A 19,993-nucleotide genomic window follows, 5' to 3' on the forward strand; every position below is an offset into this window, starting at 1 on the left:
GTTTTTTATTCATTTCACAGGGAGGCCAGATATGAGTGCTGTCAGTTCTTTTTTACCACTGTTTTCTGAAGTGTTACCTGGAGTGATTAGCCAAAACGCCACGATGAAAACCTTGGCGGCTCATGTAGCAAAAATTGCCCGCAGCGATGGCGCTGTGTTTTTACATGGCGAAACCGGCACAGGTAAAGATTTGCTCGCCAAAGCCATCCACCAGCTCAGTGGCCGGCCTGGCCCTCTTGTCAGTGTCAACTGCGGCGCTATTCCGGAAACTCTGTTTGAATCCTTATTTTTTGGCCATGAAAAAGGCGCCTTTACCGGTGCCGATAAAAAACAACAGGGTTTCTTTTATCAGGCCAGTCAGGGCACCCTGTTTTTGGATGAAATTGCAGAGTTGCCTTTGGTCCATCAGGCGAAATTGTTACGTGTGCTGGAAAGCCGCCAATTCAGCCGGATTGGCAGCAGCGAAACTCAGGCATTTACCGGCCGTATTGTCAGTGCCTCACACGCCAACCTGGCGGCACTGGTCGCAGGGCGGGCCTTTAGGGAAGACCTGTGGTACCGCATCAATCTGTTTGAAATCACAGTCCCGGCGTTGCAACAACGCCGGGATGATATTCCGTTGCTTGCGCAGCATTTCGCCCGTTTAGGCAACACTATCCGTTTCAGCCGCTGCGCACTGAAACTGCTGCAGTGCTCTGCCTGGCCCGGCAATATCCGCCAACTGAAAAACTGCGTCGATAAACTCTCAGTGCTGGCAGACGGGCCGGAAGTCACAGCCCAGACCATTCAGCAACTGGCCATTTGTGATGAACAGGTCGATTGGGCGGCCCGGGTGGCGCAGGAAATCATTGAAATGCCGATCAGCAATAAACTCAGAAGCATTCACGATGCCTTGATAGAGCAGGCGGTGGAAAAAACCAATGGGAACAAAACTGAAGCGGCCCGCTTGCTGGGGGTGCACCGCAAGGTCGTTGAACGTCGTCTGGCACAAATTCAGACCAGGCCTGCTCTGATCCAGGAGGCCAGATTATGAACACAACCCAGCCAATTCCGGCCGTCACACAGCAGACCGAGGCACGTTGCCTGGCCGAGCACAGCGCCCGGCAACTCAACCAGCTAAAAGCCGATTCCAGCCTGCTGCTACAGCATCTGATGCAGGAGCAGCAGGCCAAGCTGCAGCAAATGATGCGTCAGTTGCAACAACAACCAGTGGAGACAACGCATGAACAAAACAAACCTGCTGTTTGAAACCACCAGAACAGCGCCAGACCGCTACGAATGTGTTGCTGTGTATCAGGAAGCCGGCTCATCCGCGGACAATAGCCCGCTGCAAGAGCAGCACGACGCAGTGCCTGATCCATCCGGCCAGCCTTTTGCCATTGATCCCAATATAGCTGCAGCTGTCGCCCCAGAGTGGGCACAACAGGCGCAGGCTATCTTCTTTCAGAGCCTGCACAGCAACAGTTCTGGAGGACACGCCGAGTACCTTAAGCAGATGCAGCAGCAGTTTGAGCTGATGCGTCAGCTGTTGCAGCAACAACTGGCCCGTTTCGGCCAGCCGCGCTGAGCCCGCAGCATGACAGTCTCTATTTCAGCCATAGTGGCACAAAGCACTGCGTTCGCCAGCTCAGAACTGCAGCAGTTTCAGCGCTTTATCAGCACCAGCAAAGCGCTGCAGGGCGCTATCGCCACTGAACTGGTACAGTCACAACGTCGCTTTGTCCAGCTGCAACAGCTGATAGACAGCCTGCAGCAAGGCACTGCCGCCAACGGGATGCAACCCATTCAGATCCTGGCGGCAGATCAGGCCTATGTTACGGCCCTGTCTGCAGAATCCATCCCTGCCAGCGGCTTTAACCAGCCCGCACAGAGCCTGAGTTACATGGAGAAATTTATCCGGCAGGTGGCTCAGGAGATGAACCAAAGGGACAGCAGTGATGAGTAATGCCGAGCTCAGTACCAACTCAGCCCAGCAGCTGATCCAACCGTCCGTAAATCAATCGGTGGCGCTGGCCGTGCAAAGTGCAGTCGATCTGATGCGTAACCTCAATACCATTGAAACCACAGTGATAGGTGTGGCTTCTGCCAGCTGGCTGGCCGATCCGGAAAACATGGCGTACAAACAAATTATTGAGACGGCGACCAAAACCATTACCTTTGCCGTGGAAAACTTAGCCCAGGTCGGTTCTGTTGGCGCCCAGGTGTTACAGGATCTGAAACCGGATTAACCCCTGGCCGCGGCCAGCCGCAGATAGTCTCTGGAATGGCCGGTTCTGGCCTCAGTACCTGGGATTCAGCCGGCTTCAGCACCAGATAAAGCCGCATCAGGGCGTCGTTTTCGATGACCGCTCAGATTGGCAGGTTTTTCGCATTGACACTCTGAAACACAGAGTTTCACAGGAGCTTGTATGACCGAACTGAATACCGCAGTAGTCCAGAGCCTGGCGTTGGTGAATGCCATGACCCTGGGTGTTGCCCCGGCGATGGCCATGGGTAGCCAGTACCAGCATCTGGCCTATAACCTGGGTTTGGCCAGCATGAACCAGGTCTTTGCCCAGCAACAGGCCTGCATCAGTCAGCAAGCGACGTCGGTGCTGGCTGTGCTGCAATTGTACCGTCCCTGAATGGAGGCACTGATGACAGCCAAACCCGATCTCAGCTCTGCCGGGCCAACGCCGGAAACGCAGGAGCTGCTGCAGCAGGCTATGGCCCTGTTTGATATGGCGCCTTTTCAGCCGGTTCAGTTGGCATTTCCTGCAGTCATTAGCGCCACCGCCCCTCCACCTGAAGCGCTGCAGCTGGATCTGCAACAGCTGTACGCCAGTCAGGAGCAGCTGTTTACCAGCCCACCAGCTGAAACAACAGCCAATCACCAGCCCCCGAGTGCTGCAGCCCCGGCTGAACCGCACAGTGTCCGGCAGATGTTTGAACCATCCACAGACGGCTGAATGCGGTCTGCGCCGGATCTCCGAACATGAGTTTTTTAAGTTCAGCCAGCCTGTTGCCGCAAAAACGGCTGGAACAGGACTTAAAAGTGGTGCTTGGCAGTGTGCTGCAGGATCAGCTGTCCAGACTGCAGCAGCAACGGCCCCGACAATACCAGGATTTGCTCAGTGACTATCTGAACCCCTTTTTGCCCAGAGCCGGACCAGCCCCACAGCAGTTGCCAGCCAGGCTGCCACTGTACTGGCAGCAATTAGTCTTACCCGACGCCAGTCTCTGCTCAGAACTGGTGCTGAGCAGCTTTGACCAGGTCACTTACCTGCACTCCCTGACGATGCTGCCGGAAGATTTTGGTCTGTTCAGCCCCTTGTGGCCATCGGCGGCATTCAGCTACATCAACAGCCTGATCGGCGACACACTCAACGCAGTGACAGCCCTGAGCCAGAGCCAACACAACAGCGCCATTGTCTGCACCCTGACCAACCCGAATCTGGCCGCAATTTTTACCGCTTACGGCTTCAGACCCTGCCCTTCAGGGCCACAAATTCAGGGGTTGCCCTTGCCAGCGCGGTTTTACCGGCTACTGAGCCCCACACAGAGGGCGGATCAGGCCGTCAGCAAAGGCCCAATGGCTGATCCAGACCACAGCCGCTTTGACTGAACAGGCAATACAAAAATTAATAGTAAGTAAAAACAATACGTTAAGAACAATCCATGCAATTTTGGCGACTGGCACAACCAATGCAGTACCTCAGATGAATCCAACATTGTGGATTCGAACCCTGGTACAAACAGTACCTAAATCATGGAGATTGATTATGTCGAGTGCACAACTTGTCAATGGCGCAGTCGTCGACTCTGTCACTATTACCAATACAAAAGTACTGGCCGAAGCTCCGGCCATGGCGATGGGCAGCCTGTACCAGACTATTGGTAACTCGGTGGCGATGGCAGCCGCCAACGCCGTTTATGCGCAGCAGCAGGCCAATGTGGTGTATCAGGCGTCAACGACCCTGGGTGTCACCAAATTGTTCTCGCAAAACGCCTAACAGCCTCAGCCCTTTAAACAGGAGATCCAGCGATGTCACAACCCAGTCAGGTGAACGGCGCCATTATTGACGCCGTCGCAGGCACCAACAGCTCAGTCGGTGCAGTAGCCCCGGCCATGGCGATGGGCAGCCTGTATCAGACCATAGGTAACTCTGTCGCCATGGCGGCCGCCAATGCGGTCTATGCTCAGCAACAGGGGTGGGTCACGGCCCAGTCTGCCGGAACTTTGGGGGTCACCAAGCTGTTCAGTCAGAACGGCTAGCGACTTCAGGTCACAGCAGCAGGAAGTAACACAACATCAACTCAGGAGAGAATTTTATGTCCAACTCAACTCAACCCACAGTGGTCAATGGTGCCGTTGTTGATTCCATCGCCACAGTCAATACCAAGGTACTGGCCGAAGCACCGGCCATGGCGATGGGCAGCCTGTACCAGACCATTGGCAACTCTGTCGCCATGGCGGCCGCCAATGCTGTGTATGCGCAACAGCAGGCCAATGTCGGTTATCAGGCGGCCAGCACCCTTGGCGTGACCAAACTGTTTTCAGATAACCAGTAAAAACTAACCCCATAAGGAGATCATGATGAGCAACGCTTCTCAACCCACCTCAGTCAATGGCGCCATTGTGGACGCCGTCACCATTGCCAACACCAAAGTGCTGGCCGAAGCGCCGGCCATGGCGATGGGCAGCCTGTACCAGACCATTGGTAACTCTGTGGCCATGGCCGCTGCCAATGCGGTGTATGCGCAGCAACAAGCCAATGTGGCCTACCAGGCGGCAACAACTCTGGGTGTCACCAAGCTGTTTTCCCAGAATCAGTAAGTTAACGGGGTGGCTGGCAACCAGCCACTTAGATTTCAGGCAGAGCAACCTGGTTGCTCTGTGCCTGTCTGAGCCCAAACCAATGGAGTACTGACTATGTCCGAAACCGATTACATCAACAGCTCTGTCGCCATTAATGATGAAGTACAGAGCCAGAGCAACGAAACTCTGCAAACCCTGTCCTTAGGCGGTCTGGTCAATGCCACCACACTGACCATGCTGAATAACACCGCCAATCAGTACGCGTCGCAGACTTTGGCCAACTCGGCCATGGTGCAGGTCTGTAACCGAATTCTGAGTTCCTGAATGCCGCTGAGCCTGCAACCTTACGCCACTATCACAGGAGTCTGAACATGCCTTTGTCATCTCAATCCAGCGGTATCTCCAACTGCATCAAAGCCCCTTTTGATCCCTTGGATAAAAGCAACCCAGGGGAATGGAGCCTATGTTACAACCTGCAGCAACAAAAACTGACCTTGTCCGTTCAGCTGTTCCAGCCTGACCAGGCAAAACAGGGGCCCTTTATCTGCACACTGGACGCGGCGGGACTGAATGATCTGCTGGAATTTTTAGCTGTCGTCAAAATGCGGATCAATCAACCGGCCTGATGCCGGGCATGTCCTGATGCACGGCCCCGGCACAACGAAAGATGGAAGAGGACGTCACCATGAGTGAGGACAAGAGTAAAGCAAAATCAGGCGCTTCCAGATTAGGCTGGACAGCGGAAGAAGCTGCCGGTGCTGCCATTGCGCAATCGTTGTCGCTGGCCGCGCAGAATGAAGTGGACGCATTCAGAAACCAGAATACCGTCACTATGGTGGCCATGGGGGTTGCTTATGCCAAATGGCTGCAAAACCCTTTGCTCGGTGCTCAATACAGCGAACTGGTGCAGAGCGCCAGCCTGGACACACAAGCCGCTACCACCACACTGGCTGAACGGCTGACGCCTGCGCCAGAGGCGACCAGCAAAACAGCCTCAGACGCTAAATTCAGAGACAGAACCGCAGCGGACGCCCCCGCAGAGGCCAAAGCCAGCAGGCGTTACACACTGCCTGATCAGGTGTTTCAGTATTTCTTATCCCCCAGGCAGGACGATAAGGGGTAATTTTTCCAGCAAAACTGCAGCTCCTGAGCCAGACGGCCCCCCTATTCATCGGGTGTGCGGTCAGGCTTCAGCGAGTCCAGCATCAGTTGCATAGCCAGCCGGGTGCCTTTGGCCTGTGCCTGATTCAAGGCTGCCGCCGTCAACAATTCCTGGCTGACGGCACCCAGGTCAATCGCTTTTTTGGTGGCGGCTGTGACATCAGCCGCAGACATCGAAGCCAGCCAGCCGGCTGGCTGCCAGTACCAGCCAAAGCGGTCAAAAACAGCAGGCACCTGTTTTGTCACAGGTATTACCAATGCAAATCAGGCTGAGGCGTGGCGCCTGAAGCCGGAGACGGGTCCACCCCTTCCGGTCCGCAGATGGCTTCCGCTGGAAAAGGCAGTGGCAAATGGGGAAAGCGGTTCAGCAGATCCTTATAAAACGTCTGGTGCCATTGCCATAACAGCTGCAACGACTGGAGCTGCTGTAATCTGGCTTTGTATTCCTGCTGATAATCAAACCAGTGCAAGGCATCGGCCGGTGACGGGCTGGCATAAAACAACCTGAGCAAACCATCCTGACTGCCGGTATACAAGGCTGACACAGTTTCAAGCTCCTGCCGGCTTTCCTGTGCGGGCAACAGCAGGCATCTTTGCTGGAACACAAAGAGCTGTTGCATTTGACTGGCCCAATGCGCTAACACAGCGTCTTCAGGCCTGGGGTTCATCGCGGTATTGGACTGAGCAAATATCACCACCCGTTGTAAACAGGCCGTCAGCGCTAAATAACTGTCTTCTGTCACCGGCTCACTCATCTGTTTCTCCTGCTTATTCATAACGGCTGTAGCCTGATGCGGGCTGCTGAACCGGCGAAGCTTCAGCATCTGGGCCAGTGAAGGCGCTCTCCGTCGGCATCTGACACGCCGTGGCACTCTGGGGGTCTAGCCCGTGGCCAGCCTCAGAAGCCGCATGCCGCCAGTTCCGTAACAACTGCGCCGGGCTTTGGCCTGTGACTGAGACAATCTCTTTGTAAAAAAGGCTGATTTGCTGTTCCAGCTGCTGGCACAACCCGCGATTCTCAGAAACAGCCTCCCACCCGGCCAGCCTGAGCAACACCGGCTCCAACTGGTGTTTCAGCTGCGAAAGCAACGGCTCTGAAACCACCTCCCCGCTCATCTGAACCCGCAACAAACACGCCGATCCCAGCCAATCCAGCAGTATTGTTTTTTCAGCCTCAGGAGCCGAAAGCTGTTTAAGCACACTGATCACAATCAATGGTTCCATCTGTTTAGTTTCCCCCATTTTCCGTTAACCGATACATAAGCCAGATATATGCCAAAACCCGGATAACGCCAGGGCGGGTTTCACGCGCCAGCCCGGATTAAAACTGGCATAAAATGACCAGACAGGCGCTGCAGACGGTCGCCCGCGGCCAGCGCCATCATCCGGATTTACGCCGGACCCGCAGCGGGCTTTGCTGAAACACACTTTTAAAAGACGCCGAAAAATTCGCTTGCGACTGATACCCCAGGCGGAGCGAAATCTCCTGAATGCTCAGGCTGGTTTCCATCAGCAACTGACGGGCTTTTTCCATACGTTGCTGACGCAACCAGGCTGAGACTCCGGTATTCAGTTCCTGCTTAAAGGCTTTGGCCAGGCTGTTTCTGTTGGTATTCATCGCTTTACTGATGGAATCCAGAGTCAGAGGCAAATGCAGATGTTGCCGGATATAACGACAGGTTTTGTCGACCAGTTCCTGCTGCTTGCTGGGCTGCACTGAAACAGGGTTTTCTTGCTGGCCTGCAGGCACAGCCTGTTCAGCACACAATAAAATCCGCTGACATAACTGCATAAACTGCTGCAGCGGTGCTTCGGATAAAACACCGCAGAGGGTAAAGGTTTTATTGCGCAGATGGATCAGCGCAACGGCTTGCCGGGATACAGCAAACTGTTGCTGGACACGGCTGAACATCAGGTCGTCATCCACCATATACACTGTCATTTTTTTTTGGACACACCAACCGGAGGGTCCTGTAACTGTGCAAGGATCAGACAGGCATAATCCTGACTCAGCAATTCCCACATCGACTGTAATGCGCTTTGGTTTTTAAGCAGAAACACCAACTGCAATTGATCATTTGTCATCCGTATTCCTCGGCGGTTGCGGCCACACTGTGCAGCCAGAACCTGGTTCACTCAGATTTAACAGCCCTCTGAGCATACCGGAGACGGAGCAAATTTTTCTTATTTGGGGAATAAATTCAGCGGATGCGCCACTTTTTGTCAGGCCAATAGTGGAAAACAGACAAAAAATCGTGATCCCATTCCTGGTTCCGATGTGAAGTCAATAGTGCCGCCCATCACTTCCGTCAGCTCCTTGCAGAGTGCCAGCCCCAGACCGGTGCCGCCTTTACGTTTAGAGCTGCTGGCATCGGCCTGCGAAAAGCGCTGGAAAATTTTGTTGTGGAAACCAGGCGGAATACCAGGGCCATAGTCCACCACCGCAATTTCCAGCTGATCCGTGCTGAAGCGGGCCTGCAACAGCACCTTGCCGCCATCCGGGGAAAACTTCAGAGCATTGGATAATAAATTGGCCAGAATTTGCTGGAACCTGTGTTCGTCCAGCATCAGCTGCACCTCGGCCAGCTCCGGTGGCGTATTCAGCACCAGCTTCACTCTGGATTTTTCGGCAAAGGTGGCATGGTCGTGCAGGGCCTGTTGCAGCAAAGGCAAGACGAACACCGCCTTTAACTCCAGCTTCATTTTTCCGGCACTGAGTTTTTCAATGTCCAGCAAGTCGTTGATCAGATGTTGCAACCGGCTGATATTGCTTTGCGCCACATCCAGTAACATCTGAGCTGTGTCACTCAACTGAAGCTGCTGGGTGCCAATCAACAGCTTGATGGCACCACCAATCGAGGTTAAGGGGGTACGCAGTTCATGGCTGACGGTGGAAATAAACTCATCTTTGAGCCGCTGCAAGCGCATAAACTCGGTGACGTCCTGCACCGAACCCAACATAATTTGCTCCGGATTGTCGTCGGCTGGCAGCATTTGCGCCAATTCATGCACCCAGCGGATCTCACCGTCAGCGCGGATAATACGGTGGATCACATTGTGCTCCCCGCTCTGCAACGCCCTGGTTTCACTTGCTTCCACTGCCGCCAAATCGTCCGGATGAATGGTGCTTTTGAACAACGCGATGCTGGGCAAGGTGAATACAGGATCAAAACCGAAAATATCGTAAATCATGGGCGACCACCACAACTCCCCCGTGGTCAGGCTGGCCCGCCAATACCCTATTCTGGCCTGGCGACTGGACAACTCCAGCCGCTGCTGCGCCAGGTGTAAATCGTCATTGGCCTGCTCCAGCTCCAGATAATGCTGTTTTTTATCCGTCACGTCGTAGATATAGCCATGCCAGAGCACACTGCCATCCGGCATTTGTTCCGGCATGGCGCGACCGGACAACCAGGCAGTTTGACCACCTGCTTTGATAACACGGTACTCATGGTTCCACAGGCTGAGCCGGATGCGGGAGTGCTCAATACTGGCCAAAAGCGCGGGAATATCATCCGGCACAATGACCGAAAACACAGACGAAGCGTCCTGCAGTACCTGTTCGGGCGTCACTCCATAGATCTCCCGAATCGATTCACTGGCATAAGGGAAGGCTGCACGGCCGTCCGGCCATTGCTGAAACTGATACACCACACCAGGCAGCTGTTGTGCCATTTTGGCCAGCCGGTCACGGCTTTCAACCAAGGCACGTTCTGCCTGTTTTTGTTCTGTGATATCAGCGTGGGTACCATACATCATCAGCGGCTGGCCATCCTCGGTGCGGGACACCAGACGCCCTCTGTCATGCACCCAGACCCAATACCCGTCTTTGTGCCGCATCCGGTACCGGCAGTCATAAAACGCCGCTTCCCCGGAAAAATGTTGCTGCAGCAGCTGTTCACTGAGCGCCAGGTCCTGCGGATGCACCAGCCCCTGCCAGGTTCTGATACTGACAGGTGCCAGTTGTTCCAGCCGGTACCCGACTATCTCGGCCCAGCGTTCATTAAACGAGGTTTCACCGCTCTGCACATTCCATTGCCAGGTGCCGATGCGAGTGCCTTCCAGCACTGAGCTGTTCAGCAGTTCACTTTGTGCCAGTTGCTGGTGGGCAAACTGCTGCAATCTGTCGCGAATTTCCTGCTCAACCGAATCAGCAAAATGACGCAGTATGTCGCGCTCCTTGTGGCTGAGCTGGCGCGGCTGCGAGTCAATCAGGCACAAGGTTCCTATACGCTGCCCGTCAAAACTTAAGGGCGCGCCGGCGTAAAAACGGATAAAAGGCGGCCCAAGCACCAGGGGGTTGTCAGAAAAACGGCGGTCTTGTGTCGCGTCGGGCACTTCCAGAATAGCGTCAGCCAGTATGGCATGGCCACAAAATGAGATATCTCTGGGGGTTTCGCAGGCGGTCAGCCCCTGTCTGGATTTAAACCACTGACGCTGCTGATCCACCAGAGACACCAACACAATTTCGGTGCCAAGACAGAGCCTGGTCAGATGGGTCAGCCGGTCAAATCTGGGTTCATCCGGAGTATCCAGCAAGGCAGCAGAACTGAGCGCCTTTAAACGTTCAGTTTCATTGGGTGGCACAGATGGGGCAAGCATAAAGTCCTGTCACTCTCTGAATCCTGACGGACCTGTTGCTGAAGGCACCTTGCCTGATCATTGCCGGCTCCGCCGTTTTGTCCCTTAGAGACTAACAGAGGCCTATCCGACTGGCAAACCGGACACTGCGCCTACCGGCTGGCTCTGAAGCAAAAAACGCGGCCAACTGGCCGCGTTGAATCGCGCTCCGGGCAGTGAGTTCCGGCTCCGTTTAGAATGGCTAAGGCTTCAGATTGTAGTCGAGAAACTCCAGCATAGCTGCCGCTAAGTCATGGCCATGCGTTTCAATGGCAAAGTGGCCGCTGTTGACAAACTGCACTTCAGCCTTTGGGTTGTCGCGCTGGAAAGCCAGGGCGCCGGCCGGAAGAAAAAACGGATCCTGGTTGCCCCAAATCGCCAGCAAAGGGGGTTGCCTGCTGCGAAAGTACTGATGCAACTGGCTGTATTGTTTGACGTTGCTGCCATAGTCCATCAGCAAATCCAGCTGGGGTTCCACGCCATGGCGTTCAATGGCAGCATAAGCCAATTGATAAGTTTCTGGCGCAATGACAGACTGGTCTTCCACCCCTTGGGTGTATTGCCATTTCAGCATCTGCGCCGTATTAAACTTACGCAAAGCCTCCCGGTTCTCTGCAGTTGGGTTCGCCCAGGCTTTACGCATATCCGCCCAACCTGCACTTAAACCTTCTTCGTACGCATTGCCATTCTGGCTGACAATAGCGGTGATTTTATCCGGATGTTTAACCGCCAGACGCCAGCCGACCGGAGCGCCGTAGTCAAACACATAAAGGGCATAGCGCTGCAGCCCTTTGGCTTCGGTAAAGGCGTCCATCACAGCAGCCAGATTGTCGAAGTTGTAGCTGAATTTTGCCGTGGGGCTGACGGTGGTCTGGCCGAAGCCAGGCAAATCCGGCGCTATCACATGGTACTTTTCCGCCAGTTTCGGCATTAAATCTCTGAACATATAAGACGAGGCCCCAAAGCCATGCAGCAACAACACTGTTGGCGCCTGCGCTGGACCGGCCTCGCGGTAAAACACCGTCACTCCCTGAACTTCAAGGTTCTGATAACGCACCTGAGTGGGTGTTGGCGCCGCGGTGGCGGTCACAGAGACCGCTAAGGTTGCCGCGGCAAGCAGTAAATGTTGAGTTGTCATGGTTGCTCCGTGAAGTTAAGGTTGGCACATCACCAAGTAACCCATATAATCAACTTTAATAGGTTACATGGAGCAAGTATTGCCAAACCAAAGTAACCTGTCAAATTAATTTTTAGAGGTTACTTATGTCTGAAGCAGCAACTACGACTGAACAACCCCAGAGCGGAGCGCCTATGCTGGGGGATCACCTGGCGATGGATTTACTCAATACCGAAGCCCGTGCCGACGGTCAGCCGGTGGAGTTCTGGAGCAATGACCAGGATCTGCTGCACTGGCTGGCGCGTTACGGCATCAGCCAAACAGCAACCGTGGCACCGGCTGATTTGCTGCCACAAGCTAAGGCGTTGCGGGCCTTGGCGCATCAGTTGATCAGCCAGTTCAGAGCGGGGCAACCGATCGATTACCGCCCGTTAAACCCCTACTTACAGGCCTACAGCACAGTGCCGTATCTAGAACAAGACGCCGAAGGAACACTGACGTTAAGCCGTCACTGCACAGCCGAAGGAACAGGCGCTTTATTGGGCCCGGTGGCGGAAGCGGTGGCTCAGTTGCTGGTGGAAGGCAACGCCGCCCTGGTCAAACAATGTGAACACCCGGACTGCATTTTGTGGTTTTACGATCGCACCAAAGCCCACAAACGCCGTTGGTGCAGCATGGCCTTATGCGGCAACCGCCATAAAGCAGCGCAGTTTAGAAAAAGAAGTGGGGGTTAAGAGGCTTCGAGCCTTACGGCAGATCGGTAACGGAGTTGGCTCACCCATCAGGATTACTCGGCGCTTCCTGCGCCTCGCCCTTCGGGCCGCCTTCGCAAGCGAAGACGTTCAAAAACGCTCCCGGCGTTTTTGTCGAAAAAGGTTCAAATCTGTGAGTACAACAAACAAAAAAACCGCCGAAATGGCGGTGTTTTTGTTTGGCGCACCCATCAGGATTCGAACCTGAGACCTCTGCCTCCGGAGGGCAGCGCTCTATCCAGCTGAGCTATGGGTGCGCGACGCTGGGCATTTTATGGAGCTTTGTTATTAATGTCCAGCCAGCTGATTAGTTTAATAGCGCCGCTTGAGTGTGATGGCACAAAAAACCAGCAACCTGCCAGCCGCCACTTCAGTTGATCTGGCGCAAAACAGCGCACAAAAAGCACGCCCTCCCCTTTTCTGTGGCCGCTCCTGCCGTTAACGTAATGAAAAACCCTGGGAAAAGGATCTTCTATGTCTGCCTTGCATCTGGCCACTGCGCTTTTTCCTGTGCTGAGCATTTTGCTGCTGCTTGGCATGCTGCAGCTTTCCGCCCGTCTGGCGATGGCTATTGGTTTGCTGGGGACGGCGTTGCTGGCCGTTCTGGTCTGGCAGATGCCCTGGTTGCAGCTGGCTGCGGCTGTGCTGGAAGGTTGGGTGATTGCGCTGTCGGTGTTATGGATAGTCTTTGGCGCCATGTTGCTGTTGCATCAGTTGCAGCTGCAGGGCCGCTTTGAACTGATACGGCAAAGTTTTTGCCAACTGACGCCAGACCCGAGAAAGCAACTACTGCTGGTTGGTTTTTTGCTGGTGGCCTTTCTGGAAGGGGTGGCTGGCTTTGGTACGCCAGCCGCCATAGCGGCCCCCTTATTGATCAGCCTTGGTTTTCAGCCACTGGCCGCTGTCATTCTGGCGCTGATTGCCGATTCAGTGCCAGTCTCTTTTGGCGCCATAGGTACCCCGGTGCTGGTGGGTATTGCACAGGGCATTGACGCTCCGCTGGCTTTGCAGGACATTGCGGTGCAGGCTGCCGCCATCGATCTTTTTGCCGCGCCTTTGATCCCTGTCTATATGCTGGCGCTGTATTGCCGTTTTTTCAGTGCCGAAAAAAGCTGGCGCTATTTCTGGCCGGTATTGCTCTGGGCACTGGCCTGCGGGTTGTTTTATGCGTTTTTTGCCTGGCTGGCTGCCCGCACCCTGGGGCCTGAGTTTCCGACCGTGCTGGCTTCATTCAGCACCATGCTGTTGCTGGCACTCGCATTTAAAGCAGGCCAACCGCAGAATATCCCCCCCAGCACAGCACCACGCCAGTTATTGACAGCCTGGTTGCCTTACCTGTGCCTGATCAGCCTGTTGATCCTGAGCCGCTTGCCCGAGTTGCCGTTAAAAAACTGGCTGCAAAGCTATCAGTGGCAATTTGACACCCTGCTCGGCAGTGCTATTTCCACCAGCCTGCAGCCTTTGTATTTGCCCGGCACTTTGTTTGTTCTCACAGTGCTGATGTTTTTACCAAAAAACCGTGCTGCCCTGCCTCAGTTTGCCACCTTATGCTGGCAGAGCCTGCAAAAAATTGGCCCGGCGGCCCTCACCCTGGCAACTGCCGTGCCTATGGTGCGGATCTTTATTCATTCCGATCAGAACCAGGCCGGTTTGCCCGCCATGCCGCTTTATCTGGCCGACTGGGCTGCAGCGCACCTGCAGCAGCTCTGGCTTTGGTGCGCCCCGGTGCTGGGCGCTATGGGCTCGTTTATTGCTGGCTCCGCCACTTTTTCCAACCTGATGTTTGCTCAGTTGCAGCTGGAAATTGCCCGACAAGCCGGGCTGGATGCCAATCTGGTGCTGGCGCTGCAAATGCTGGGTGCCAATGCCGGTAATATGGTCTGTGTGGTAAATATAGTGGCGGCCTGTGCCGTGGTGAAACTGCAGCAGCAGGAAGGCAAAATACTGCGTTACACCCTGCTGCCTATGCTGCTGTACACAGCCCTTGCTGGCATGGTGGCCCACTACCAGTAATCACAGGCCGGTTTATCATTCAGCAAGCAGTTTTAAGGACCAAATCGCTCTTTGCTGGTGGCTGCTTTGTTCACAGACCAGTTGTTTCTCGCCCAACAGGCGGCACTGTTTGCCTTGGGCGCCCAGCCGTTGTGGGGCGCCTTTATCCAGCTGTTGCAGCCACCAGCTCCCCTGGTACTGCGCCAACAGCTGCTCCCCCTGCAGCTGCCAGTGGCGCCAGCCATGCACTGGAAAATCCGCCATAATCAGTTCAGTGTCGCGCCCCTGGCGCCAGCGAAACAGGCCTGGTTTCGAAAAAGCCGTGTAGTAGTAATAACCTTGCTGATCCGGCCCCTGCACACTGTACCCCTCGGGAGGCGCTAACAGTTTTGGCTGATGAGCCGCAGACTCCAGCCGGAATAAACGCCAGATGCCCTGCTCTAATGCGCTGAACAGCACAGCGCCGTCTGTGGCAAAAGTGGTGTAATGCACCTGGCCGAACTGTGCAACCAGCTGTTGCCAGCGGTGTTGTTTCCAGAGAAACAATTTGTCATTGGCAGCCATCAGTAATTGCTCACCGTCGGCAGACCAGCTAAGCGCTGACACAAAATGCAAAGGCTCAGGAAGGGGCCAGGGCACTGCAGTCTCGCCCTGCGGTTGCCGCAGCAGGCGAAGGCCCTGGCTGTCGCTGGCCACATAGGCCAGCGTTCCTTGCGGGCTCAGCGCCGGGTTGCTGTAACGTCCCGCCCCTTGCGGGTACAGCGGCACCAGATCCCCACTGAATGTCTGGGCCACTAGCTGGCTCAGGTAATCAAAACGCTCTGCCAGCAGCTGCTCCGGCCCGGCACGCCGAAACCTCGACCAGCCAGCCTCCTGCTTCAACAGCTGCAACCTGCCATCGGCCAGACCAAGCAAATACACAGCCTGCGCCGTGGTCAGCAGCACCTGATCCGGCAACACCCAGTGCATCGAGGTGGGAGCCAGTGCCACAGGCATTTGCTGCACCAGCCGCCCCTGCACATCCAGCTGTTTCAGCACCACTGTCTGGCCATCGAGGTATTCCAGCACCAGCAGCTCCTTTTCTGCCGCCGACAAGGCAAACAGATAATGGCCCAGGCCATTGCCTGCCACAACAGGCTGGGTCAGCTGGCGGCGCTGCCCCGTTTCCAGATGCAGCGCATGCATGGCATAAGGTGCTGAAATATCGGGCCTTTCATTAAAAAACAGCCAACCTGATTTTTTGGCATAAGCCAGCTGGTTCGCGGACGCCCGAGGGCAAGGGCTCAACGGCTGGCTGTGACCTGTGGTCAGCTCCAGCCTGACCAGCTCGCAGTTACGCTCTTCTTCATTGGACCAGCGCAACGCGACTGCCTGCTGCTCACTGATCAGTGCAAAATCCAGATAAAGATAAGCATCAGCAGTCACCGCTTTTGCCACAGTCCCCTGCTGTACCCAGAGTTGTGGCGGCTGGTCTGCCGCTGCTCTGTGTAAAAAAAACAGCCGCTCCCGGCCCTGAGGGGCGGCTTTAAAGCTTTCGCCAGCAAGACGGGTGACAGGTTCAGCATGGCTCAACTGATACCGAGGTTGCCCGGACGGCCACAGTAGCAGCGCCAGGCCAGACAGCAACACAACCAATAGCCCCACCAGCATTTGAGGCCATCGCCTCAGAAACGGCGTCTGCAGCACCGCTTCTGGCGGCATGCTGCCGGGCAGGGTCGTCACACCGGTCAGCTGATAACCCAGCTTGCTGACAGTGTGCAGATACAAAGGCTGTTTTGGGTCGGGTTCCAGTAGTTTGCGCAGCTCAGCAACGGCGCGGTTCACGGCCGCATCCGTGACAATACGGCCTTGCCAGACCTGATCCATCAGTTCCTGCCGGCTGATGGCCCGGTCGGGCTGCTGGCAGAAATACAGCAGCAGCGCATAGATTTTGGGTTCGCAGTGCAGCCGCTGTCCCTCTTTGTACAGTTGTGCGCTGCGCTGGCACAGCCGGACTGCACCTATCTGATAGTCCATTGCAAACCCATGATTTTATTTGAGATTACCAATTCATTATTAAAAGATTGTTACTTCATTGTCGACGCTTTGCAACTGCAGTTTAGTCTGCAATCTGGCGTTGACAGGAGATGCGTGTATGCAAGGTTATGGGTTACAGCAGTGGGTGCTGGGATTATCCGCTTTGGTGTTGTCAGCTTGTGGTGGCAGCAGTCCGTCCGCCGGAACAGGCCAGGTGCCTCCGCCTGATACTGGGGAGATCCCACCTGCGACCGGAAATCTGAGCGTGCCGGACAGAAGGCAGGCGCGGCCAATCCGGGTACTGCTGATTGGTAACAGCCATGCGTCTGGTGTGGCGCCGCAGCTGAGCCGCCTGTTGCAACTGGGCTTACCGGGCACGGACAACGAACTGAGTTTTATCGGTTTTGTCTTTCTGGACAGTGCCGCCGCCAGTAGCAGCGCCTTGCAGCAAATTGACCAGGGTGGCTGGACTCACCTGATCCTGCAAGGGCAAAAATACTCGCAATCCGGCACTGTGGATTACCCGACCAGCGAAACCGAGTTTTTGCTGAATAAAGGCAAAGCGGCTGGCAGCCAGACCATTCTGTTTCCCGAACATCCGCAATATGGTGACCGCGCCGAAGGCCAGCGGGTCTATCAGTTGCATCTGTCTATTGCGCAACAGCAATCCAGCTGTGTGGCTCCGGTAGGCCCGGTCTGGGATCTGGCCCTGCTTCAGCCCGGTGTGCCGCGACTGCACAGCAATGACGGCAATCACGCCAATGCGTTGGGGTCCTTACTCAGCGCTTATGTGTTGTATCAGGTCATCACAGGACAAAGTGCCGAACTGCTGCCAGAACAGAGCAGCCTGCCCGGCTCAACAGCAGAGCAGGCAAAGCTGCAACAGATCACAGCCCAGTTACTCAGCAGCAAGCAAAGTTGCCCTTCTGAATAAGCTGAGGCTCCGACCATCTTTAACCAACATCTCACCATGACTTCGTCCTGATGAAAGCGCTGTCCTGTCTGGTCTGCTGATATTCAGCTGCGATAACAATGAATAGGTAGGCCGTCACACCAATCGCCACTGCAGACTGGTGTTTGTCTTTCGACCGATCAGAATTCAGCAGGCATAGTTCCGGGGGCCTTTATCTGTGCAGATGGCCCGAGCGCTCGGGCTGGTAGAGCACTTGTATTACCTGGATCTGCTGTATATCCCCATCTGGTATAGGCCAGTGGATCCGATCACCTTCCTTTAACCCCAACACAGCGGATCCAACAGGGGCCAGCACAGAGACCTTCTGACCCGAATGATCCAGGTCCTTTGGATACACCAGCGTCAGGCACGGTTCTTCACCACTTTTTAATAACCTCAACCGGATAGTGGAGTTCATAGTCACCACATTGTCAGGTACAGCAGCAGGCTCTAACACTGCCGCTCTGTCCAACTCAGGTTCAAGGGCCAGCCGGCCGGGGTCTGAGGCTGGCAAACTCCGGAGCAACAGTTCTAAACGGTCCAGATCCAAACTGGACAGGGTTAATTCAGGCAATATTGGATTCATCATTTTCTCCTGCACTGGGGTAAAGCTAAAAGCAGGCGGATGTTTCACCGCCATCAAATCACATACCAAAAATCGCATAGAGCGGCGAAACAGCCGCAGCTGGGCAACCTCGCCGACATTTTTACCCAGCAACACTGCGCCTAAGGGGGACAACACGGAAATAAAGCCGCGGGCCGGATCGGCCTGTTGTGGGTACACTAATGTCAGCCAGGCTTCAGTCTGATCGGATAAATTCAGCACACGTGCAGAACACCCCGGCAACATACCGCTTTCAGTTAAGGATTTGCGTTTGCTGGGCTGATGCAATTCCAGTTGCTGCAACAGCTGCTGCAATTGCCATGGGGGCAGAGGTTGGATCACTGAGGTCGCCAGCCAAAACATAGCCGACGCATCGGTAGAACCCGACTTTTTTTTAATAAACATAGGTTTTCCATAGGTGTGGACCAAATGAACAAGGAGAGTGAGCACTGAACGCTCAGCCGGCCCCATGCAGATGGAGCCGGCTCAGAAATGGAAGACGGTAGAAAACGCGGCGTGATAAGACGGCGAGTTTATTGCTAGCTTCAACAAAAACAACCTCCGTCTCTGCGCTATGGAAAAATGAACACTAGGCACACCATAAAGCATTCGCGAACAAAACTCAAAGCCAGTCCTTACTGAGGCCTGGCTTTATGCTCAGCCTAAGGCAATTTGGCAAAGTCAATCAGCGGCACCCGTGCCGGAGCAGGCAATGGCCACTCAGTGCCAGCCGCTGTGGTATCACTGAAAAAGCCGCCATTTTGCAGCAACAAACCTTCTGCCGTGAAAGCCCCTTTGTAATCCAGCCGGTTGCCACGGGCTCCTGTGTTATCGACGCTGAAGCGGGCTGAGCTGGCGGCAACCCAGTGACCTTCTGTATCGGCAAACCACTGCGCCGGGTACAACACGGAGCGGCCCTGCTCGCCCATTTCCGGCATAAAGTTCTCCAGAAACGAATGCGGACGCTCAATATACCGCTGGGTTTTCGGCCGGGCGAAACTGGCAATCAACTGCCACTGGCCTTGTTCTGGCGGGTAAAACCAGGCGCTGTAGTGGGTGTAGCCATCGGCTTGTGGCTGGGCTTTCAGTAAAAAGCCGTAGCGCTGTTCGGCTTGCCAGGGGTAACGCAAAAAGCTCTGGCCGCCCGAACCTTCATTGCCAAATTCCCCTGTCTGCACCTCTGCCCCTTTTCGCAGCAGCTTCACCTGGTCCTCGGGCGGAATACTGGCGGGGTCATCGGTCTGATACGGGCTCCAGACCGAAAACAGCACCCGGCGCTCGTCGGCAGAATTCACCTGAATACCAAAATAACCATCGGCAAAACCGGCCGCCATAAAGTAACTGCCAATAATGTCCTGCCCTTGCGGCACCCGCATTTCGCTGTAAAACCACTGGCTTTGTTGTGGCTGTGGCAGGCTGTAACTGAAATGCACAGACGGGCCACGCCGCCCCCAATAGACCTCATCTTTAATAAAGCTGGCCCCTTCAGCGGCAGAACCCGCCAGATGCAGTTGGTCCAAATCGGCAAAAGTAGCGCCTTGACGGCTCAGCCCCCGCAACTGCAGCTGCTGATAACCGCTCTGTGACAGGCTGAACTCGGCCACAGCTTTTTCCGAAAAAGCACCGGCTTTCAGTTGCACTTTCTGGCGCTGCCCAGCCAGTTCCAGCTCCAGCCCGGTTTGACCGCTGACCACCCGGCCACTAAGCCCCAGTTGCAGGGTGCCCGACTGCCTGGTATGCAGAAAGACGGTCAGCACATCGGCCTGCTGCTGCCAGTGGCGTATGCCCTGCTCTGTCACCAGTTCAGCGGTGCGCTCAGGCTGCCCCTGCACCCAGCTATTGGCCGCCAGGCTGACCGTCTGACTGAATTGGACTTTCGATTCAGTGGAGACTGTTGTTGCAGCCTGCTCTGAACCGCCACAGCCTTGCAGTAACAACAGCGCAAGCATCACTATGTGTAAATTTTTCATACTGGACCCCA

Annotated in this window: 28 protein-coding genes, 1 tRNA gene and 1 pseudogene; 18 read left to right on the forward strand and 12 right to left on the reverse strand. The window is 55.1% G+C overall.

Annotated elements, in window-relative coordinates; all coding sequences use genetic code 11:
* Window positions 1-31 precede the first annotated feature (31 nt).
* The 15 genes from WKJ03_RS06765 (at window position 32) to WKJ03_RS06835 (ending at window position 5,921) form a co-directional block, all read left to right on the forward strand.
* Window positions 32-1,033, forward strand: coding sequence for a sigma-54 dependent transcriptional regulator (locus WKJ03_RS06765; RefSeq protein ID WP_337841416.1), 1,002 nt, complete (start codon window positions 32-34; stop codon window positions 1,031-1,033).
* Window positions 1,030-1,248 (forward strand): DUF2046 domain-containing protein, encoded by a 219-nt coding sequence (locus WKJ03_RS06770; protein WP_337841417.1) that lies wholly within the window; start codon window positions 1,030-1,032, stop codon window positions 1,246-1,248. Before WKJ03_RS06765 ends, WKJ03_RS06770 begins: the two co-directional genes overlap by 4 nt.
* Window positions 1,223-1,567: a hypothetical protein gene (locus WKJ03_RS06775; protein WP_337841418.1), complete on the forward strand. Its 345-nt coding sequence runs from the start codon at window positions 1,223-1,225 to the stop codon at window positions 1,565-1,567. Before WKJ03_RS06770 ends, WKJ03_RS06775 begins: the two co-directional genes overlap by 26 nt.
* 9 nt (window positions 1,568-1,576) lie before the next feature.
* Window positions 1,577-1,945, forward strand: a complete 369-nt coding sequence (locus WKJ03_RS06780) for a hypothetical protein (protein WP_337841419.1) — start codon at window positions 1,577-1,579, stop codon at window positions 1,943-1,945.
* The gene (locus WKJ03_RS06785) at window positions 1,938-2,228 is read left to right on the forward strand and encodes a hypothetical protein (protein WP_337841420.1); all 291 of its coding nucleotides are present in this window, start codon (window positions 1,938-1,940) and stop codon (window positions 2,226-2,228) included. Before WKJ03_RS06780 ends, WKJ03_RS06785 begins: the two co-directional genes overlap by 8 nt.
* Window positions 2,229-2,408: 180 nt before the next feature.
* Window positions 2,409-2,624: a RebB family R body protein gene (locus WKJ03_RS06790; RefSeq protein ID WP_337841421.1), complete on the forward strand. Its 216-nt coding sequence runs from the start codon at window positions 2,409-2,411 to the stop codon at window positions 2,622-2,624.
* Window positions 2,625-2,636: 12 nt separating this feature from the next.
* Window positions 2,637-2,948, forward strand: coding sequence for a hypothetical protein (locus WKJ03_RS06795; RefSeq protein WP_337841422.1), 312 nt, complete (start codon window positions 2,637-2,639; stop codon window positions 2,946-2,948).
* Window positions 2,949-2,974: 26 nt separating this feature from the next.
* The gene (locus WKJ03_RS06800) at window positions 2,975-3,604 is read left to right on the forward strand and encodes a hypothetical protein (protein WP_337841423.1); all 630 of its coding nucleotides are present in this window, start codon (window positions 2,975-2,977) and stop codon (window positions 3,602-3,604) included.
* Between the two features lie 157 nt (window positions 3,605-3,761).
* Complete coding sequence (locus WKJ03_RS06805; RefSeq protein ID WP_337841424.1) at window positions 3,762-3,992, forward strand: RebB family R body protein; 231 nt, start codon at window positions 3,762-3,764, stop codon at window positions 3,990-3,992.
* A gap of 32 nt (window positions 3,993-4,024) precedes the next feature.
* Complete coding sequence (locus tag WKJ03_RS06810; RefSeq protein WP_337841425.1) at window positions 4,025-4,255, forward strand: RebB family R body protein; 231 nt, start codon at window positions 4,025-4,027, stop codon at window positions 4,253-4,255.
* A 56-nt stretch (window positions 4,256-4,311) separates the two neighbouring features.
* Window positions 4,312-4,551: a RebB family R body protein gene (locus WKJ03_RS06815; RefSeq protein WP_337841426.1), complete on the forward strand. Its 240-nt coding sequence runs from the start codon at window positions 4,312-4,314 to the stop codon at window positions 4,549-4,551.
* 25 nt (window positions 4,552-4,576) lie between these two features.
* A complete protein-coding gene (locus tag WKJ03_RS06820; protein WP_337841427.1) occupies window positions 4,577-4,816 on the forward strand; it encodes a RebB family R body protein in 240 nt (79 codons plus the stop codon).
* 96 nt (window positions 4,817-4,912) lie between these two features.
* Window positions 4,913-5,122, forward strand: coding sequence for a hypothetical protein (locus WKJ03_RS06825; RefSeq protein WP_337841428.1), 210 nt, complete (start codon window positions 4,913-4,915; stop codon window positions 5,120-5,122).
* 47 nt (window positions 5,123-5,169) lie between these two features.
* Entirely contained in the window at window positions 5,170-5,424 is a 255-nt protein-coding gene (locus tag WKJ03_RS06830) for a hypothetical protein (protein ID WP_337841429.1), read from the forward strand.
* 59 nt (window positions 5,425-5,483) lie between these two features.
* Complete coding sequence (locus WKJ03_RS06835) at window positions 5,484-5,921, forward strand: hypothetical protein (protein WP_337841430.1); 438 nt, start codon at window positions 5,484-5,486, stop codon at window positions 5,919-5,921.
* Between the two features lie 41 nt (window positions 5,922-5,962).
* Here the strand turns inward: WKJ03_RS06835 and WKJ03_RS06840 are convergent, their stop codons facing one another.
* The 7 genes from WKJ03_RS06840 to WKJ03_RS06870 form a co-directional block, all read right to left on the reverse strand.
* Window positions 5,963-6,205, reverse strand: a complete 243-nt coding sequence (locus tag WKJ03_RS06840) for a hypothetical protein (RefSeq protein WP_337841431.1) — start codon at window positions 6,203-6,205, stop codon at window positions 5,963-5,965.
* Between the two features lie 5 nt (window positions 6,206-6,210).
* The gene (locus tag WKJ03_RS06845) at window positions 6,211-6,714 is read right to left on the reverse strand and encodes a hypothetical protein (RefSeq protein ID WP_337841432.1); all 504 of its coding nucleotides are present in this window, start codon (window positions 6,712-6,714) and stop codon (window positions 6,211-6,213) included.
* 13 nt (window positions 6,715-6,727) lie between these two features.
* Entirely contained in the window at window positions 6,728-7,183 is a 456-nt protein-coding gene (locus WKJ03_RS06850) for a hypothetical protein (protein ID WP_337841433.1), read from the reverse strand.
* A 157-nt stretch (window positions 7,184-7,340) separates the two neighbouring features.
* Window positions 7,341-7,901 carry an AraC family transcriptional regulator gene (locus WKJ03_RS06855; protein ID WP_337841434.1) on the reverse strand — a complete coding sequence of 187 codons (561 nt, stop codon included), beginning with the start codon at window positions 7,899-7,901 and terminating at the stop codon, window positions 7,341-7,343.
* The gene (locus WKJ03_RS06860; protein WP_337841435.1) at window positions 7,898-8,044 is read right to left on the reverse strand and encodes a hypothetical protein; all 147 of its coding nucleotides are present in this window, start codon (window positions 8,042-8,044) and stop codon (window positions 7,898-7,900) included. The genes WKJ03_RS06855 and WKJ03_RS06860 overlap by 4 nt, the downstream gene beginning before the upstream one ends.
* Window positions 8,045-8,182: 138 nt before the next feature.
* Window positions 8,183-10,561, reverse strand: a complete 2,379-nt coding sequence (locus WKJ03_RS06865; RefSeq protein WP_337841436.1) for a PAS domain-containing protein — start codon at window positions 10,559-10,561, stop codon at window positions 8,183-8,185.
* A 220-nt stretch (window positions 10,562-10,781) separates the two neighbouring features.
* Window positions 10,782-11,717 (reverse strand): alpha/beta hydrolase, encoded by a 936-nt coding sequence (locus WKJ03_RS06870; RefSeq protein ID WP_337841437.1) that lies wholly within the window; start codon window positions 11,715-11,717, stop codon window positions 10,782-10,784.
* Window positions 11,718-11,842: 125 nt separating this feature from the next.
* Here WKJ03_RS06870 and WKJ03_RS06875 point away from each other — a divergent pair, with 125 nt between their 5' ends.
* Window positions 11,843-12,430, forward strand: a complete 588-nt coding sequence (locus WKJ03_RS06875) for an ABATE domain-containing protein (protein ID WP_337841438.1) — start codon at window positions 11,843-11,845, stop codon at window positions 12,428-12,430.
* Window positions 12,431-12,628: 198 nt separating this feature from the next.
* On the opposite strand, the gene WKJ03_RS06880 is transcribed toward WKJ03_RS06875, so the two are convergent.
* Window positions 12,629-12,705: transfer RNA gene (locus WKJ03_RS06880), tRNA-Arg, on the reverse strand.
* 217 nt (window positions 12,706-12,922) lie between these two features.
* On the opposite strand from WKJ03_RS06880, the gene WKJ03_RS06885 reads away from it, so the two are divergent.
* Window positions 12,923-14,461 carry an L-lactate permease gene (locus tag WKJ03_RS06885; RefSeq protein ID WP_337841439.1) on the forward strand — a complete coding sequence of 513 codons (1,539 nt, stop codon included), beginning with the start codon at window positions 12,923-12,925 and terminating at the stop codon, window positions 14,459-14,461.
* 15 nt (window positions 14,462-14,476) lie between these two features.
* Here the strand turns inward: WKJ03_RS06885 and WKJ03_RS06890 are convergent, their stop codons facing one another.
* Entirely contained in the window at window positions 14,477-16,456 is a 1,980-nt protein-coding gene (locus tag WKJ03_RS06890; RefSeq protein WP_337841440.1) for a winged helix-turn-helix domain-containing protein, read from the reverse strand.
* A 118-nt stretch (window positions 16,457-16,574) separates the two neighbouring features.
* On the opposite strand from WKJ03_RS06890, the gene WKJ03_RS06895 reads away from it, so the two are divergent.
* Window positions 16,575-17,390 (forward strand): hypothetical protein, encoded by an 816-nt coding sequence (locus WKJ03_RS06895; RefSeq protein WP_337841441.1) that lies wholly within the window; start codon window positions 16,575-16,577, stop codon window positions 17,388-17,390.
* Between the two features lie 190 nt (window positions 17,391-17,580).
* Here WKJ03_RS06895 and rnk read toward each other — a convergent pair whose 3' ends face one another.
* From rnk to WKJ03_RS06910, 3 genes and pseudogenes are all read right to left on the reverse strand, one after another.
* Window positions 17,581-17,997 (reverse strand): nucleoside diphosphate kinase regulator, encoded by a 417-nt coding sequence (gene rnk / locus WKJ03_RS06900; protein WP_337841713.1) that lies wholly within the window; start codon window positions 17,995-17,997, stop codon window positions 17,581-17,583.
* A gap of 78 nt (window positions 17,998-18,075) precedes the next feature.
* Window positions 18,076-18,483: pseudogene (locus WKJ03_RS06905) on the reverse strand (GreA/GreB family elongation factor); the annotation flags it as partial.
* Between the two features lie 191 nt (window positions 18,484-18,674).
* On the reverse strand, window positions 18,675-19,982 hold the full coding sequence (locus WKJ03_RS06910) for a DUF3472 domain-containing protein (protein ID WP_337841442.1): 1,308 nt from the start codon (window positions 19,980-19,982) through the stop codon (window positions 18,675-18,677).
* Window positions 19,983-19,993 lie beyond the last annotated feature (11 nt).

The sequence above is a fragment of the Rheinheimera sp. genome, assembly GCF_037442525.1.
Classification (GTDB): Bacteria; Pseudomonadota; Gammaproteobacteria; order Enterobacterales; family Alteromonadaceae; genus Pararheinheimera.